The following is a 16568-nucleotide window of genomic DNA, read 5'->3' on the forward strand; positions in this document are numbered from 1 at the left end:
CAGCGTGTACACTTTTGGGCTTCATCGCAGCCTCTCTAACTGGACCGTATCGTGATCGAATCCTGGAAAACCTTTCTGCAATCGCAAGGCGCGGTCATCGACCACGCCACCGTGCTGAATTATGGCGACGCGGCCGCCGAACGCGCCGCCGCGGCCAGCGGCACTATTGTCGCGGATCTGTCGCAACTTGGCGTCATCGCGTTTCGCGGCGAGGAAGCCGCCACCTTCCTGCAGGGCCAGCTGACCAACGACGTGCGCAGCCTGCACGCCGATGCCGCGCAGTGGAACGGCTACTGCAGCCCCAAGGGGCGTCTGCTCGGCAACTTCCTGCTGTGGCGTCAGGGTGAGGACTATTGCCTGCAGTTGTCGGGCGACATCCTGCCCAGCGTGCTGAAGCGCCTGTCCATGTTCATCCTGCGCGCCAAGGTGCAGGGCCGCGACGCCAGCGACGAAAGCGTGCGTCTGGTGGTGGCCGGCAAGCAGGCGTTGGCAGCGGTCAGCGACGCGATGGGCGTGATGCCGGACGCAGCGATGCGCTCAGCCGCTGGCGAAGCCGGCCAGGTCATCCGCGTCGGTGACGACAAGTTCGTGCTGGCGATCGTCCCCGAGCGCGCCGCTGCGGTGTGGCAGACGCTGCGGCAGACGGCCACCCCGGTCGGCGCCCCGGTGTGGGACTGGCTCAGGCTCAACGCCGGCATTCCGATGATCGTCGCCGCCACCCAGGAGCAGTTCGTGCCGCAGATGGTCAACCTCGAAGTCATCGGCGGCGTCAGCTTCCAGAAGGGCTGCTACCCTGGCCAGGAAATCGTCGCGCGCAGCCAGTACCTGGGCAAGCTCAAGCGGCGCATGTTCCTCGCACACGTGGATGCCGAGGCCGCGCCGGGCGACAGTCTGTACAGCGCCGACATCGAAGGCCAGGCCACCGGCACCGTGGTCAACGCTGCGCCGGCGCCGGCCGGCGGCTTTGACGTGCTGGCGGTGGCGCAGGTCGAGAGCGCGAAGTCGCATACCCTGCACCTGAAAACCGCCGACGGCGCCGCGCTGCAGCTGAAGCCTCTGCCCTACGCGCTGCCCGAATAGGTGACGTCGGCCTACGTCTACTACCGCATTGACCCAGCGCAGACCATGCTGGCCGCCGCGCGGATCGATGCGCTGCTGGCCGTGATGGCGGCGCACTGCAACGCGCCCCCGCGGCGGCTGCAGCGCTGCGACGACGCGTCGACCTGGATGGAAGTGTATGAAGGCATTGCCGACAGGGCGGCGTTTGCCGCGGCCCTAGATGCCGCGGCGGCAGCGCAGGACTGCGCGGCTTTCATTCAGGGCGAGCGTCGCCTGGAGTGTTTTGCCGCAGCCGCTTCCACGCCATGACATTCCAGCCATGAAAAAGCCGGGGGAGTCCGGCTTTTTCATGCCCACCCTGCCTGTTTCCGGATCATGACCCGCTTGGTTTTCAGGCGCGGGCGTCCTATAAAAAAAGCCCTTCACGCTGGAGACTGCCATGCTGGACATCAACAAAATGATGGCACAGGCGCATGCCGATCCCGCGATGCGCGGCCACCTCGTCGAGCTGGATCACTGGACGGAACAACAGGCCATTGAAATGGCCCGTGCCGACGGTCTGGAGCTGACCGACGCGCACCTTGGCATGATCCGCTATCTGCGCGACTGCTATGCTGACCACGGCGGCACGATCAATGCGCGCATGCTGATGCAGTCGCTGGAAACGGAGTTCGCCGGCATGGGCGGGCACCGTTTTCTGTACACGCTGTTCCCGCACGGGCCGATCGCCCAGGCCAGCCGCTATGCCGGGCTGCCGATGCCGCCGGGCACCCGCGACCCCTCGTTCGGCACCACCCACTGACCGCGTCTAGTCGGTCTCTACGACCGGCACCCGCGCCGCCAGCGCGCACAGCAGTTCATAGCTGCTGGTGCCGGCGGCCGCAGCCACCGCGTCCACCGGCACACCGTCACCCCACAGCACCACCGGACTTCCAACCCCGGCGTCCGCGCATTCGCTCAGATCCACACACAGCATGTCCATCGACACCCGTCCGAGGGTTTGACTGGGGCGGCCATCGACGCGCACCGGCGTGCCTGTCGGTGCGTGGCGCGGGTAGCCGTCCGCATAGCCGCAGGCGACGACGCCGACCCGCATCGTGCGCTCGGCCCGGAACAGCTGACCATAGCCCACGCCCTCGCCCGGCTGCACGGTCTGCACGCTGATGATTTCCGACTGCAGCGTCATCGCCGGGCGCAAGCCCAGCGTCTCGGCCGGCACGTCGGCAAACGGCGAGGCACCATACAGCATGATGCCCGGCCGTACCCAGGCGCCACAGCTGGCCGGATGGCGCAGCAGCGCCGCCGAATTGGCGCTGCTCCACGGCAGGCCGTGGCCGGCCAGCTCGCGCAGGAAAGGCTGCAGTTGCCAGTCCACCCCGGCAGCTTCGTCCGCTTGGGCAAAGTGCGTCATCAGCATGACGCCCGCTACGCCGGGCAGGCTTTGGACCCGCGCAACGATGGCCGCATGGTCGGCCAGCGGAAAGCCGAGCCGGTGCATACCGCTGTCGAACTTGAGAAAGACCCGAATCGGACGCGCGGGCGGCTGCTGGGCCAGCCAGTCGAGCTGCCCCGCATGGTGCAGCACGGGCCACAGGTCGAGTTCGGCGCAGGTGGCAATTTCGTCCGCGCCGAACATGCCCTCCAGCAGCAGGATGGGCTGTTCCACGCCCATCAGCCGCAGGTTGGCCGCCTCCTCCAGCGTCAGCACGGCAAAGCCATCGGCCGCAGCCAGCGCACGCCGCGCACGCGACAGCCCGTGGCCATAGGCATTGGCCTTGACCACGGCGAACACGTGCGCCTCGCCTGCGTGCGCGCGCGCCACGCGCAGGTTGTGCGCCATCGCGCCAATGGAGATTCGCGCCTGGATGGGCCGCATGGGCAGGGCTTAGTACGAGCCTGGCTGGGCCAGGGATTCGAAGCGCGTGTATTCGCCGATGAAGGCCAGGCGCACGGTGCCGATGGGACCGTTACGCTGCTTGCTGATGATGATTTCGGCCGTGCCCTTGTCCTGCGTGTCGGGGTTGTAGACCTCGTCGCGGTAGATGAACAGGATGACGTCGGCATCCTGCTCGATGGCGCCGGATTCACGCAGGTCGGACATCACCGGACGCTTGTTGGGACGCTGTTCCAGGCCGCGGTTCAACTGCGACAGCGCGACCACCGGCACGTGCAGTTCCTTGGCCAGACCTTTCAAGGCACGCGAGATCTCGGAAATTTCAGTGGCGCGGTTTTCGCCCGAACTGCTGGCCGACATCAACTGGATGTAGTCAATCACGATGAGGCCGAGCTTGCCGCACTGGCGCATCAGCCGGCGCGCGCGGGCGCGCAGTTCGAGCACGTTAAGCCCGGGGGTTTCATCGATGAAGACCGGCGCGTCGTTGAGCTTGCCCAGTGCGTAGGTCAGGCGTTGCCAGTCGTCCTCGCCCAGTTTGCCGGTGCGCAGGCGGTGCTGATCGAGCTTGCCAACCGAACCGATCATCCGCATCACCAGCTGGGCGCCACCCATTTCCATCGAGAACACCGCGACCGGCAGGCCGGTATCAAGCGCGACGTTTTCGGCCATGTTGAGCGAGAACGCGGTCTTGCCCATCGACGGCCGGCCTGCGACGATGACGAGGTCTCCCGGCTGCAGGCCCGAGGTCTTCTGGTCGAGGTCGTGGAAGCCGGTGGGCACGCCCGTGATGCCGGAATCGTTGTCACGGTGATACAGCTCGTCGATGCGCTCGACCACTTCCTTCAACAGCGGCTTGATTTCAGTGAAGCCCGCCTGCCCGCGGCTGCCGGATTCGGCGATCTCGAACACCTTGGCTTCGGCCTCGTCGAGCAGCTGCGAGGCGCTGCGCCCGGCCGGCGAATAGGCGGTGTCGGCAATCCCGGTGGCGACGTCGGCCAGCCGGCGCATCACCGAGCGCTCGCGCACGATTTCGGCATAGCGGCGGATGTTGGCCGCCGACGGCGTATTGCTCGCCAGTGCGACGATATAGGCCAGGCCGCCGACGCCTTCGAGCTGGCCCATCGACTGCAGCGCCTCGGAGACCGTCACCGCGTCCGCCGGGCGGTTTTCGGCAATCTGTCGCACAATCGCGCGCAGAATCTGGCGATGGTCCTGGCGATAGAAATCGCTTTCCGCCACCACATCGCCGATACGGTCCCACGCGCTGTTGTCCAGCAGCAGGCCGCCCAGCACGGCCTGTTCGGCTTCGAGCGAATGCGGCGGCAGGCGCATCTGCGCAAGCTGGGGATCGGTTTGGGTGTTGAGCGGGTGGATAGCGGCCATGGCGGGATTCTAGTCCTGCACTCCCCTGCTACCAAGGGATAAGCTTGTGGATAATGACTGTACAGACGGGTATAAAAAAGGGAGCCGCGAGGCTCCCTTTTCATTGCGGCAGCGGAACGGCTTACTGCTCGCCAGCCACCATCACCGTGATATTGGCCACGGCATCATGGTGCAGACCCAGGACCACCGGATATTCGCCAATGGCCTTGAATGGGCCATCGGGCAGACGAACATCTGCCTTCGCCACGTCATGGCCCTGCGCCTTCAGCGCATCGGCAATGTCGGCGTTGGTGATCGAGCCGAACAGGCGACCGTCGACACCGGCCTTCTGGCGGATCGTCACGCTTGTGCCTTCCAGCTTTTCGGCGCGACGCTGGGCGTCGGCCAGCTTTTCGGCGGCAACGCGCTCCAGCTCGGCCTTCTGCGCTGCGAACGCTTCCATGTTGGCTTGCGTAGCGCGACGCGCACGGCCGGTGGGGATCAGAAAGTTGCGGGCATAGCCGTCTTTCACCTTGACCACGTCACCCAGATTGCCCAGGTTGACGACTTTGTCCATCAGAATGATTTGCATGGTCGTCTCCTTTTAATGCAGGTCGGTGTAGGGCATCAGCGCCAGGAAGCGCGCGCGCTTGATGGCGGTGGAGAGCTGGCGCTGGTAATGCGCCTTGGTGCCGGTGATGCGGGCCGGGATGATGCGGCCGTTTTCGGCGATGAATTCCTTCAGCACGTCGACATCCTTGTAGTCGACCTCAACCACCTTCTCGGCGGTGAAGCGACAGAACTTGCGACGCTTGAAGAGACCCCGGTTGCCGCTGTCGCGACCGCCTTTTTTGGCGAACTTGCCGCCGGATTTGCCACCCATGGGACGTGCCATGATTTATTCCTTTTCGATTCGATTCAATATCAATATCAGTTGCCGGCTGTTCACGCTGCGTCGGTTCAACGCGCCTTCCAGTTTGACCTGTGTTCCGGTGGCCAGCTGTGCCAGTTGGGCGGCAAGCGATCCACTCGCCTGCACCGTCAACTCGCATTCAACCTGCCGGGCCTGCGTGGCGACTGTCTGGCTGCTGCGATGGTGAATCACCGCTTCGGCAATCGGCACGCCGGCCGGACTGTAACGCACAGGATCAACCTGGATGAGGACTCCGCTGATGAGCAGCCTATTCAAACTCGGCACTCATTCAACCCGGCACTCACTCAGGCTGCAGCAGGCGCCTCGGCAGCCACTTCCGGCTTGGCGCCTTCGGGCTTGGCACTGTCCAGCATGTCGCGCGACTTTTCTTCCTTCATCATCGGCGAGGCCGTGGTCACGGCGTCGTCGCGCTTGACGGTCAGATGACGCAGCACGGCATCGTTGAACTTGAAGCCATGCTCGAGCTCGTCCAGCGCTTCCTGGTCGCACTCGATGTTCATCAGAACGTAGTGGGCCTTGTGGACCTTCTGGATCGGGTAGGCCATCTGGCGGCGGCCCCAGTCTTCCAAACGGTGGACGCTGCCGCCGCGCGTGGTGATATTGCTTTTGTAACGCTCGATCATCGCGGGCACCTGCTCGCTCTGATCGGGATGGACGATAAATACGATTTCGTAATGCCGCATCAAGTTTCCTTTCGGTTCAGCCCCCCGCTGCGGTGCGGTGGAGCAAGGTGGATATCGACCCCAGCCGCAAAGCCGGGGCCAAAAAACAATCCCCGGCAAACCGGGGACTGCAAATCATACGCTTTTTGCCTGACAAATCAAGCTGGTTGCCGCCCCACGGCGTCGGCTCACATCACGCAATCGACGAAATATTTGGACTTGCCGTCGACCACGTCCTCGACCAGGCCGTGCACATCGGTTTCGAAGCCGGGGAAGCGCTCGTTGAATTCGCGGGTGAACTGCAGGTAGCGCACGATGGTGCTGTTGAAGCGCTCACCCGGAATCAGCAGCGGAATGCCCGGCGGATAAGGCGTCACCAGCATCGCGGTGATACGGCCTTCAAGCTTGTCGATCTCGACCCGCTCGATTTCGCGGTGCGCCATCTTGGCGAAGGCGTCGGCCGGTTTCATCGCCGGTGCCATTTCCGACAAATACATCTCGGTCGTCAAACGCGCGACGTCGTTGGCCTTGTAGATGGCGTGGATCTGGTCGCACAGGTCCTTCAGGCCGGTTTTTTCGTAGCGCGGATGCTTCTCGATGAATTCGGGCAGCACGCGCCACAACGGCTGGTTCTCGTCGTAGTCGGCCTTGAACTGCTGCAGCGCGGTGACCAGCGTGTTCCAGCGCCCCTTGGTGATGCCGATGGTGAACATGATGAAAAAGGAATACAGTCCGGTCTTTTCCACAATGACGCCGTGCTCGGCCAGGTATTTGGTGACGATCGCCGCCGGCAGGCCCCAGTCGGCGAACGCGCCGTCCATGTCCAGCCCCGGGGTGATGACCGTGGCCTTGATCGGGTCGAGCAGGTTGAAACCGGGCGCGAGGTTGCCGAACTCGTGCCAGCGCTCGCCGGCCGCGAGCATCCAGTCCTCGCGATCGCCCACGCCCTCCTCGGCCAGCTTCTGCGGGCCCCACACCTTGAACCACCAGGAGTCGCCGAATTCCTCGTCGACCTTGCGCATGGCACGGCGGAAATCGAGCGCTTCCTTGATCGATTCCTCGACCAGCGCGGGGCCGCCGGGCGGCTCCATCATCGCCGCCGCCACATCGCACGAGGCGATGATCGCGTACTGCGGCGAAGTCGAGGTGTGCATCAGATAGGCCTCGTTGAAGCGGGTGAAATCGAGCTTGCGCGTCTCCGAGTCCTGCACCAGGATCTGCGAGGCCTGCGAGAGACCGGCCAGCAGCTTGTGCGTCGATTGGGTCGCGAACACCAGCGCATCCTTGGCGCGCGGGCGATCCTTGCCGATGGCGTGCATGCCGCGATAGAAATCATGGAAGGTCGCGTGCGGCAGCCAGGCTTCGTCAAAATGCAGGGTATCGATGTAGTCGCCCAGCAGCTCCTTGATCATATCGACGTTGTAGAGGATGCCGTCGTAGGTCGACTGGGTGATGGTGAGGATGCGCGGCTTGCGCTTCACGTCCTTGGCGAACGGATGCGCGGCGATCTTCTTCTCGATGTTTTCCGGCCGGAACTCGTCCAGCGGAATCGGCCCGATGATGCCGTAGTGGTTGCGCGTCGGCGTCAGGAAAATCGGAATCGCGCCGCACATGATGATCGCGTGCAGGATCGACTTGTGGCAGTTGCGGTCGACCACGACGATGTCGCCCGGCGCGACGGTGGCATGCCACACCATCTTGTTAGACGACGAGGTACCGTTGGTGACGAAGAACAGGTGGTCGCAGTTGAAGATGCGCGCCGCATTGCGCTCCGACGCGCCCACCGGACCGGTGTGGTCGAGCAACTGGCCGAGTTCGTCGACCGCATTGCAGACGTCGGCACGCAGCAGGTTCTCGCCGAAGAACTGGTGGAACATCTGGCCGATCGGCGACTTCAGAAAGGCCACGCCGCCGGAGTGGCCGGGGCAGTGCCAGGAATACGAGCCGTCTGCCGCGTAATGGGTCAGCGCGCGGAAGAACGGCGGCACCAGCGAATCGAGGTAGGCGCGCGCCTCGCGGCCGATATAGCGGGCGAGAAATTCCGGCGTGTCTTCCAGCATGTGGATGAAGCCGTTCAGCTCACGCAGGATGTCGTTCGGGATATGCCGCGCGGTGCGGGTTTCGCCGTGCAGGAAGATCGGGATCTCGGCGTTGCGGAAGCGCACTTCCTCAACGAAAGCGCGCAGCTTTTGCAGCGCCTTGCTCGTATCCTCGTCGCTGCCCGCCAGTTCCTCGTCGTCGATCGACAGCACGAAGGCCGAGGCACGCGCCTGCTGCTGAGCGAATGAAGTCAGGTCGCCGAAGTTGGTGACGCCCAGCACCTCCATGCCTTCCTTTTCGATCGCCTCGGCGAGCGTGCGGATGCCCAGCCCCGAAGCGTTCTCGGAACGGAAGTCTTCGTCAATGATGACAACGGGAAAACGGAAGCGCATGGCGGCTCCTGAGGCTGAGCGTGGGAAAAACGCGGATTGTACGTCGACCGGGAGACGGTGGCGTTAAATTTTAGGCAGGGTCACGCCGATCTGGCCCTGGTATTTGCCGCCGCGGTCGCGGTATGAGATTTCGCACACTTCGTCGGACTCGAGAAACAGCATCTGCGCCACGCCTTCGTTGGCGTAGATCCGCGCCGGAAGCGGCGTGGTGTTGGAAAACTCCAGCGTCACGTGGCCTTCCCACTCGGGTTCCAGCGGGGTCACGTTGACGATGATGCCGCAGCGCGCGTAGGTGCTTTTGCCAAGGCAGATGGTCAGCACATTGCGCGGAATGCGGAAATATTCCACGGTGCGCGCCAGCGCAAAGGAATTCGGCGGGATGATGCAGGAATCGCCCTTCACCTCGACGAAGGAGTTCGGGTCGAATGCCTTGGGGTCGACGATGGTCGAGTTGATGTTGGTAAACAGCTTGAATTCGTCAGCACAGCGCACGTCGTAGCCGTAGCTCGACGTGCCGTACGACACGATGGAGCGGCCGTTGGCCTGTTTGATCTGCCCCGGTTCGAACGGCTCGATCATGTTCTGCTCAGCCGCCATGCGGCGGATCCATCGGTCGGACTTGATGCTCATCAGGTATTGGAAATGACGATGTTGGGGAATTTGTTGGAATGATCCACCGCGGTTTCGCCAATCTTGACTGCCACCCGGCGCGCGATCTGCTTGTAGATGTCCGTCACGCGGCCATCCGGATCGGACACCACCGAGGGCTTGCCGGAATCGGTGTCGGCACGGATCGCGCCGTCGAGCGGCAGCGCGCCGAGAAACTCGACGTTGTAGTCCTTGCACATGCGCTCGCCGCCGCCTTCGCCAAAGATGCGTTCTTCATGGCCGCAGTTCGAGCAGATATGCAGGCTCATGTTCTCGACCACGCCGATGATGGGGATGCCGACCTTCTCGAACATCTTGAGACCCTTGCGCGCGTCGATCAGCGCGATGTCCTGCGGCGTGGTGACGATCACCGCGCCGGTCACCGGCACACGTTGCGCCAGCGTCAACTGGATGTCGCCGGTACCCGGCGGCAGGTCCACTACCAGGTAGTCGAGCTCGCTCCAGTTGGTGTTGTTGAGCAGCTGCTCCAGCGCCTGCGTGACCATCGGGCCACGCCACACCATCGGGGTTTCGACGTCAATCAGGAAGCCGATCGACATCGCCTGGATGCCGTGGCCGATCAGCGGCTCGAGATTCTTGCCGTCGGTCGATTCGGGCTTGTCGGTGATGCCGAGCATGGTCGGCTGCGACGGGCCATAAATGTCGGCGTCCAGCATGCCGACGCGCGCGCCTTCGGCGGCCAGCGCCAGCGCCAGGTTGACGGCAGTGGTGGACTTGCCGACGCCACCCTTGCCAGACGCGACGGCGATGATGTTCTTGACGTTGGGGATCAGCTTGACACCGCGCTGCACGCTGTGCGAGACGATCTTGAAGCTGACGTTGGCGGTGGCGGCGGTGACGCCGTCGATGCCTTTCAGCGCGGTCTCGACTTGTTGCTTGATGGCGTCGAGCTGGCTCTGCGCCGGGTAGCTCAGCAGGATGTCGACCGACACGGCACCGCCGTCGATCTTGATGTTGCGAGCGGATTTGGTCGAGACGTAATCCTTGTGCGTGTTGGGGTCGACCAACGCTTTCAGTGCGGTTTGCACCTGAAGTTCAGAAACGGCCATGGTTGCTCCAGCAGGTTGATTGGCAATCGCGCATTTTAACGAAGTCTGGCGCTTTTCGCGAACGCCGGGACAAGAAAAGACGCGGGTTTCCATGCAATTTGCAGGGCTATTTGCCCGGGCCCGGGACAGGCCCGGCAGGCAGCCCTTATCGAAGGTCGGTGTGATGACCCACCAGCACCGCCTCGGGTACGCGCAGGCGAATCGCTGCAACCAGTTCGCTGATCGCGCCCGGGCGTGGACGTAGCGAGACCCAGAGCAGGTTCAACTTCAGGTTGAGGTCGGCAAACACCACATCCTGATGCAGCGACAGCACCGTCTGGATCTCGTGCGAAGTGCGCTCGATCTCGGTCGACGGCCGCGAGCGCAGGCGTGGGATCAGCATCATGAAGTCCGTCAGCAAATGTCCGCTGGCATCGTGCGTGGGCGCCAGCTGCCACAACGGCACACCGGGTGCCGCGCCAGCGGTCAGCGTGGTCGAAGCATGAATGCGGATCTTCATCACGCCTCCCGCAGTCCGGATTCAGGTTTTCAAGCGCAGGTCGGCCAGTCCGCTACGCCGCTCGCACTGGAGCCGCGTGCGTTGCCGGATGGACTGCCCATCCTTGTGCAGATAGCGTTCAAGCTCTTCGAGCGCCAGTCGGTAGACCTCGCGCTTGAAGTCGACCACCGCCTCCATCGACACCCAGTACTCGTTCCAGCGCCAGGCGTCGAACTCGGGGTGACCGCTGGCGCGCAGCGACACATCGCAGTCGCGCCCGGTGAGCCGCAGCAAAAACCAGATCTGCTTCTGGCCGCGATACAGGCCACGGCTGTCGCGTCGCGTCCAGTGCGCGGGCACGTCGTAGCGCAGCCATTCGCGCGTGCGCCCAAGAATTCGCACATGCGCGGGTTGCAGGCCCACTTCTTCTTCCAGTTCCCGGAACATGGCCTGTTCCGGCGTTTCCCCCGCATTGATTCCGCCCTGAGGAAACTGCCAGGCGTGCTGGTTGACGCGCTTTCCCCAGAAGACCTGGTTGTGCGCGTTGCACAATATAATGCCTACGTTCGGGCGGTACCCTTCTCGGTCGATCATGGCCGCCACCATCAATAAAGTTCGATTGCCTGCATTCTTTCACACCCACTGGAAATTGCAAACCTGCCGTGGCCAGAAATCTTCTGTTAAGCATTGTTTTAATTAATTTTTTGTCGGGGTGTTCGAGTCTGATGACGGCCGAGCGGCCGGATCATGTGCTGGCGGAAATCCATGAATTCGGCACCACCGCCCTCGCCTACACCACGGATGGGCAGCGTTTCATCAGCGGAGGCTTCCTGGGCGACATCCGGGTGTGGGATGCCGTCACCCGAACACCGCGCGCCGAAATGCAAGGCCACCGTCGCGCCGTGCGCGCCCTCCTGCCCCTGCCCTCCGGCGATTTTGTCAGCGGCAGCGACGATGGCCGGCTGATCCTGTGGCATAACGGCCGCATCCAGGCGCAGCATGATGGCGCCGCCGTGACGGCGCTGGCGCTGTTTCAGGGCCAGGTGGTCAGCGGCCATGCCGACGGCCGCGTGCTGATCTGGTCTCAGAACACGCTGGACCCGCTGCGTGAACTTGCGCTGGACACCGGCGTGGTCGCGCTCAGCGCGCACGGCGCCTACCTGGCGGTCGGACTCGAGGACCGCATCCTGGTGCTGGATGCGATATTGACACCACGCCAAACCCTGGCCACTCCGCACGCGCCGCACGACCTGCAATTCAGCCCGGACGGCCGCATGCTGGCGGCCGGCAGCTGGTTTCGCCTGAGCGTGTGGGATGTGGTGAGCGGCAGCCGGCGTTCCATTCCGACCGAGCACAATGGCTTGCTGACCTCGCTTGCCTTCAGCCCGGACGGCCGCCATCTGGCCACGCTGGGCCGTCACACCGATTCCGCGATCCGCGTCCTCGACACCACCAATTTCAGCATGGTGAAACGCTATCAGGCACACGCTTTGTGCGGCGCGGTCATTCGCTTCAGTCCCGATGGGCGTACGCTGGCCTCCGGCTCGGACGATGAAAGCGTGCGCCTGCACCGCCTCGACAAGGCGCCTTATTCCAGCAGCGGCGCGATGCCCTCCGCCCACTGAAAGGTGTGCGCAAAGGCGCGCAGATCAAGCCCCCAGCGCTTCGATATATCTGCCAGCTGCGGCCGCGCGGCATCGAGCCGCGCGGGGCCGCCCGGCTCGGCAAACGCAAACACGATGACATTGGTCTTGTCCTGCACCGAGATCCAGCCGACCTCGCCGTCGAAGGCGCGCGTCAGCCGCGCAAAATACTCGGCAAAGTCGCTGTCGCGGCCCCACAGGTTCACCACCAGCACGCCGCCCGGCTTCAGCACGCGTCGGCAGGCGGTATAGAAAGTCTGCGTCGCAAGTTCGGCAACCTGATTGCCGGCATCGAAGCCATCGAGCAGGATGACGTCGGCGCTGCCGGGATGCTGCCGCACATACAGCGCGCCGTCGGCCTCGATCACGTCGAGGGTGGCGTCGTCCGGCGGCAGGTCGAAATGGGTGCGCGCGGCGGCAATCACCCGCGGGTCGATTTCCACCGCGGTGATATGCGTCTGCGGGCGCTGCTTGCGGATGTATTTGGCGAGCGAGCCGCCGCCGAGGCCGATCATCAGCACGTTCTGCGGCGCCGAATTGAAAAGCAGGAAGCCCATCATCGCGCGAGTGTAGGCCAGTTCCAGGTCCCACGGCCGCGACACCCGCATCCGGCTCTGGATCGCCTGGCTACCCAGGTGCAGCGTGCGCACCCCGCGTTCCTCGGTCACTTCCAGCCCGTCGTCGGCTGCCCGGCGTTTACCAAATTTCAGGCGCATTGCCATTTCACTCCAAAATCGAGCGCGAAAGATTACCTGTCCGCACGCTAAAATGCGCGTTTTCGTCCCGATTATTCCACCATGCGCGCCAGCCAGTTTTTCATTTCCACCACCAAGGAAGCCCCGTCCGAAGCCGAACTCGTCAGCCACCAGCTGATGCTGCGCGCCGGCCTGATCAAGCGCCTGGGCTCCGGACTCTACACCTGGATGCCGCTGGGCCTGCGGGTGCTGCGCCGGGTCGAGGCCGTGGTGCGCGAGGAAATGAACCGCGCCGGTGCGATCGAACTGCTGATGCCAGCGGTGCAGCCGGCTGAACTGTGGCAGGAAACCGGGCGCTGGGCGGTGTTCGGCCCGCAGATGCTGAAAATCAAGGACCGCCACCAGCGCGACTTCTGCTTCGGCCCGACCCACGAGGAAGTCATCACCGACGTGGCGCGCCGAGAAATCAAGAGCTACCGCCAGCTGCCGCTGAACTTTTATCAGATCCAGATGAAATTCCGCGACGAGATCCGGCCGCGCTTCGGCGTCATGCGCGCGCGCGAATTCCTGATGAAGGACGCCTATTCCTTCCACGCCAGCCGTGACAGCCTGGCCGACACCTACCAGACCATGTACGACGCCTATGGGCGTATTTTCAGCCGGCTGGGGCTGACTTTCCGCCCGGTGGCGGCCGATACCGGCGCCATCGGCGGCTCCGCCTCGCACGAATTCCACGTGCTGGCCGACTCCGGCGAGGACCTGATCGCCTACTGCCCGGATTCCGGCTACGCCGCCAACGTCGAGCTGGCCGAGGCGCTCGCCCCCGCGACGCCGCGCGCCGCGCCGCAGGAAACCCTGCGCGAGGTGGACACGCCGAAGCAGACCACCTGCGAGGATGTCGCCGCCCTGCTGGATATTCCACTCGAACGCACCGTCAAGCTCATCGCCGTGATGGCCGGCGACGCGCTGGTCGTCCTGCTGCTGCGCGGCGACCACATGCTGAACGAAGTCAAGCTCGGCAAGCTCGACGGCCTGGCCGATTTCCGCCTGGCGAATGAAGCCGAAATCCGCGCCGCCTTCGACTGCCCGCCCGGCTTCCTCGGACCGGTCGGGATCGACCGCGCCAAAATCCGGGTGATCGCCGACCGCGCGGTCGCCGCGATGAGCGATTTCGTCTGCGGCGCCAACAAGCCCAAGCTGCATCTGGCCGGGGTGAATTTCGGCCGCGACCTGCAGGAACCGGATGTTGTGGCCGATATAAGGAATGTCAGCCCGGGCGATCCCAGCCCGGACGGCCACGGCACCCTGTTACTGTGCCGCGGCATCGAGGTCGGCCACGTGTTCCAGCTCGGCAACAAGTATTCCCAGGCGATGAACGCCACCTACCTGGACGAAGCGGGCAAGACGCAGGCGCTGGAAATGGGCTGCTACGGCATCGGCGTGTCGCGCATCGTGGCCTCGGCCATCGAGCAGAACCACGACGAACGCGGCATCATCTGGCCGGCGACGATGGCACCGTTCTTGCTTGTAATTGTGGCAATCGGATACGGCAAGAGCGAAATGGTTAAAACGGCCGCTGATACGTTGTATGCTGAACTTTCTGCCGCCGGGGTCGACGTCCTGCTGGACGACCGCGACGAACGCCCCGGCGTGATGTTCGCCGACGCCGAGCTGATCGGCATTCCGCACCGCGTGACGGTCGGCGAACGCGGCCTCAAGGACGGCGAGATCGAATACCAGCCGCGCCGGGCCCCAGCCGGACAAAGCGGCGACGCGCAAAAGATCGCGCTGGCCGGCGCAACGCAATTTTTGAAAGGTTTGCTGGAAAACTGACATGAACACACGCACGCACATCGGTCTTTTGCTCGCCGCCCTGCTGCTGGCCCTGCCTGTTCAGGCGGGTAACCAGCGCGAGGAAGCAATGTCGGCCAACGTGCGTGCCTCGCTGCAGCGGGCGCTGGCCGACAACGCGGTCACCCGCACTGCGTTCCGCAATGTCGCCGATGAAGCGGCCTGGCTGAAGGACATGTCGCGCCGGCTCGCCAAGCGCATGCCCGATGAAGCCGAGCGGCTGGAATTTCTGACCACCCTGCACTGGGAAGCCGCGCGCGCCGGGGTCGATCCGCAACTGATGCTGGGCCTGATCCAGGTCGAAAGCGGCTTCCGCAAATATGCGGTGTCGCCGGTGGGCGCACGCGGCTACACGCAGGTGATGCCGTTCTGGGTCAAGACCATCGGCAGTCCCGACCACAACCTATTCCAGCTGCGCACCAATCTGCGCTATGGCGCGCTGATCCTGCGCCACTATATCGACATCGAGCGCGGCGACCTCTACCGCGCACTGGGCCGCTACAACGGCAGCCTGGGCCGCCCGGAATACCCCAACCTGGTGGTCGGCGCCTGGAAGCGCCACTGGGACTACACCCCCAGCACCAAATCGGCCGACGCCACCGCCGCACCCCGCAGCTGACTCGCCGGCCGGGCGCGCGCCCGCCGGAACCTACTTGCCTTTCTCGCCCAGTCGCCCATCTTTAAAGAAGGCGCGGCATTCTGCCATGCGCATTTTTAGGAAGCCCCCCATGAAAACGCCTGTTCTCACGCTGCTTGCCCTGGTTGCCCTGGCAGGGGTGGCCGGCTGCGAAACCCAACCCCGGTATGGCGAAGTGCGCGTATACGATCGCGATCTCGACGTGCGCGTGGTGTTCTCGGACCACGACCGCCGGATCCTGCGCGACTATTACCGGGTCGACTACCGCGCGCTGCCGCCCGGTCTCGCCAAAAAAGGCAAGGTGCCGCCCGGCCATGCGCTGCGGGCACGCCAGCCGCTGCCGCCCGATGCCTACTGGCACTATCTTCCCCAGAACGTGGAACGGCAGTTGAGTCGTATGCCGGATGGCTACGTGCGCGTGATCGTCGGTTCCAGCATCGCGATCATGAATGTGCGGACCCGTGTCATTTTCGATGTGATCGAGAACGTCCACGACTGAACGCCATAGTTTTTTGTCGAGAACTCATCCGTGCGTCGTCCGTTCAACAGGTTTGCGGCACTGATGCGCTGAGCGTGTGTCGATAAACCGCGTCTATTGGTCGGTCTGCCCCTTGTCCCGGTTGGCACGAACCCTGCAGAAGTAAAAGCGGGGTACCTACGTGCCACCCAACGATACTTAGGAGGCGACCATGGAAATGACCATGCATTTGTCCCGGACGGCCAAGGGACAGGAGGAAATCTTCAACCACGGCCATACCCTGCGACCCAAGCAGCGGCAGATTCTGTTCAGTCTCGGCAACGGCATTTCGTTCGCCGAACTGCGCAGCAAGCTGCCCAACTGCGCTGAACTGGAAAGCATGGTGAACGACCTGTTGCAAAGCGGTTTCATCCAGGCCCTGCGCGATATGGCGTCAGGCACCGGAAAACCGGCTGTCGCGCCGGCCGCATCCGCTGCACCAGGCTTTGCAGCGCCGATGAACAGCGCGCTGGCAGACTGCCGCAGCTATGTGCTGGACTTCATGTCGGCACTGGTGGGCACCAAGTCACCCGCTTACCGGCAGATGAGCGAAGTGCAAGACATCGACGGATTCAATGCCGTGCTGCCGACGTGCCGCAGGGTGGTGGCCGCGGTGGCGTCACCCCACCAGGCGGCTGAAATGGAAGCGGAAGTCGCCCGGCGCCTCGGGCGATGAACCACGCGTG

General features: G+C 63.9%; 20 protein-coding genes. 8 read left to right on the plus strand and 12 right to left on the minus strand.

What is annotated here, in order from left to right; all coding sequences use genetic code 11:
- Window positions 1–51: 51 nt before the first annotated feature.
- The 3 genes from Q8R61_RS06190 (at window position 52) to Q8R61_RS06200 (ending at window position 1861) form a co-directional block, all read left to right on the plus strand.
- Complete coding sequence (locus Q8R61_RS06190; RefSeq protein WP_305535309.1) at window positions 52–1080, plus strand: folate-binding protein YgfZ; 1029 nt, start codon at window positions 52–54, stop codon at window positions 1078–1080.
- Window positions 1081–1368, plus strand: coding sequence for a DUF4936 family protein (locus tag Q8R61_RS06195; RefSeq protein WP_305535311.1), 288 nt, complete (start codon window positions 1081–1083; stop codon window positions 1366–1368). It abuts the gene before it with no gap.
- A gap of 130 nt (window positions 1369–1498) precedes the next feature.
- Window positions 1499–1861, plus strand: a complete 363-nt coding sequence (locus Q8R61_RS06200; RefSeq protein ID WP_305535313.1) for a TusE/DsrC/DsvC family sulfur relay protein — start codon at window positions 1499–1501, stop codon at window positions 1859–1861.
- Between the two features lie 6 nt (window positions 1862–1867).
- Here Q8R61_RS06200 and alr read toward each other — a convergent pair whose 3' ends face one another.
- The 11 genes from alr to Q8R61_RS06255 form a co-directional block, all read right to left on the minus strand.
- Window positions 1868–2935: an alanine racemase gene (alr, locus tag Q8R61_RS06205; protein WP_305535315.1), complete on the minus strand. Its 1068-nt coding sequence runs from the start codon at window positions 2933–2935 to the stop codon at window positions 1868–1870.
- Between the two features lie 9 nt (window positions 2936–2944).
- Window positions 2945–4336: a replicative DNA helicase gene (gene dnaB / locus Q8R61_RS06210; protein ID WP_305535317.1), complete on the minus strand. Its 1392-nt coding sequence runs from the start codon at window positions 4334–4336 to the stop codon at window positions 2945–2947.
- A gap of 121 nt (window positions 4337–4457) precedes the next feature.
- Window positions 4458–4907 (minus strand): 50S ribosomal protein L9, encoded by a 450-nt coding sequence (gene rplI / locus Q8R61_RS06215; RefSeq protein WP_305535319.1) that lies wholly within the window; start codon window positions 4905–4907, stop codon window positions 4458–4460.
- A gap of 12 nt (window positions 4908–4919) precedes the next feature.
- Window positions 4920–5210, minus strand: a complete 291-nt coding sequence (gene rpsR, locus Q8R61_RS06220) for a 30S ribosomal protein S18 (RefSeq protein WP_371133566.1) — start codon at window positions 5208–5210, stop codon at window positions 4920–4922.
- A 3-nt stretch (window positions 5211–5213) separates the two neighbouring features.
- A complete protein-coding gene (gene priB, locus Q8R61_RS06225) occupies window positions 5214–5504 on the minus strand; it encodes a primosomal replication protein N (RefSeq protein ID WP_305535321.1) in 291 nt (96 codons plus the stop codon).
- Window positions 5505–5533: 29 nt separating this feature from the next.
- Window positions 5534–5932 carry a 30S ribosomal protein S6 gene (gene rpsF / locus Q8R61_RS06230; protein WP_305535323.1) on the minus strand — a complete coding sequence of 133 codons (399 nt, stop codon included), beginning with the start codon at window positions 5930–5932 and terminating at the stop codon, window positions 5534–5536.
- A 167-nt stretch (window positions 5933–6099) separates the two neighbouring features.
- Window positions 6100–8343 (minus strand): arginine/lysine/ornithine decarboxylase, encoded by a 2244-nt coding sequence (locus Q8R61_RS06235; RefSeq protein WP_305535325.1) that lies wholly within the window; start codon window positions 8341–8343, stop codon window positions 6100–6102.
- 63 nt (window positions 8344–8406) lie between these two features.
- Window positions 8407–8973: a dCTP deaminase gene (gene dcd / locus Q8R61_RS06240; protein WP_305535327.1), complete on the minus strand. Its 567-nt coding sequence runs from the start codon at window positions 8971–8973 to the stop codon at window positions 8407–8409.
- Entirely contained in the window at window positions 8973–10061 is a 1089-nt protein-coding gene (gene apbC / locus Q8R61_RS06245) for an iron-sulfur cluster carrier protein ApbC (protein WP_305535329.1), read from the minus strand. The genes dcd and apbC overlap by 1 nt, the downstream gene beginning before the upstream one ends.
- 145 nt (window positions 10062–10206) lie before the next feature.
- On the minus strand, window positions 10207–10560 hold the full coding sequence (locus Q8R61_RS06250; RefSeq protein ID WP_305535331.1) for a hypothetical protein: 354 nt from the start codon (window positions 10558–10560) through the stop codon (window positions 10207–10209).
- A gap of 21 nt (window positions 10561–10581) precedes the next feature.
- Window positions 10582–11133 carry an RNA pyrophosphohydrolase gene (locus tag Q8R61_RS06255; protein WP_305535333.1) on the minus strand — a complete coding sequence of 184 codons (552 nt, stop codon included), beginning with the start codon at window positions 11131–11133 and terminating at the stop codon, window positions 10582–10584.
- A 131-nt stretch (window positions 11134–11264) separates the two neighbouring features.
- Between Q8R61_RS06255 and Q8R61_RS06260 the strand changes: the two genes are divergently transcribed.
- Window positions 11265–12164: a WD40 repeat domain-containing protein gene (locus tag Q8R61_RS06260; protein WP_305535335.1), complete on the plus strand. Its 900-nt coding sequence runs from the start codon at window positions 11265–11267 to the stop codon at window positions 12162–12164.
- Here Q8R61_RS06260 and Q8R61_RS06265 read toward each other — a convergent pair.
- Window positions 12128–12898, minus strand: coding sequence for a polyamine aminopropyltransferase (locus tag Q8R61_RS06265; RefSeq protein ID WP_305535337.1), 771 nt, complete (start codon window positions 12896–12898; stop codon window positions 12128–12130). The genes Q8R61_RS06260 and Q8R61_RS06265 overlap by 37 nt on opposite strands.
- Before the next feature lie 81 nt (window positions 12899–12979).
- Here Q8R61_RS06265 and Q8R61_RS06270 point away from each other — a divergent pair, with 81 nt between their 5' ends.
- From Q8R61_RS06270 to Q8R61_RS06285, 4 genes are all read left to right on the plus strand, one after another.
- The gene (locus tag Q8R61_RS06270) at window positions 12980–14710 is read left to right on the plus strand and encodes a proline--tRNA ligase (protein WP_305535339.1); all 1731 of its coding nucleotides are present in this window, start codon (window positions 12980–12982) and stop codon (window positions 14708–14710) included.
- Window position 14711: 1 nt separating this feature from the next.
- Window positions 14712–15347, plus strand: a complete 636-nt coding sequence (locus tag Q8R61_RS06275) for a lytic transglycosylase domain-containing protein (RefSeq protein ID WP_305535341.1) — start codon at window positions 14712–14714, stop codon at window positions 15345–15347.
- A gap of 109 nt (window positions 15348–15456) precedes the next feature.
- A complete protein-coding gene (locus Q8R61_RS06280; RefSeq protein ID WP_305535343.1) occupies window positions 15457–15864 on the plus strand; it encodes a hypothetical protein in 408 nt (135 codons plus the stop codon).
- Window positions 15865–16054: 190 nt separating this feature from the next.
- Complete coding sequence (locus Q8R61_RS06285; RefSeq protein ID WP_305535345.1) at window positions 16055–16558, plus strand: hypothetical protein; 504 nt, start codon at window positions 16055–16057, stop codon at window positions 16556–16558.
- Window positions 16559–16568 lie beyond the last annotated feature (10 nt).

Source organism: Thiobacillus sp. (assembly GCF_030696885.1).
Classification (GTDB): domain Bacteria; phylum Pseudomonadota; class Gammaproteobacteria; order Burkholderiales; family Thiobacillaceae; genus Thiobacillus.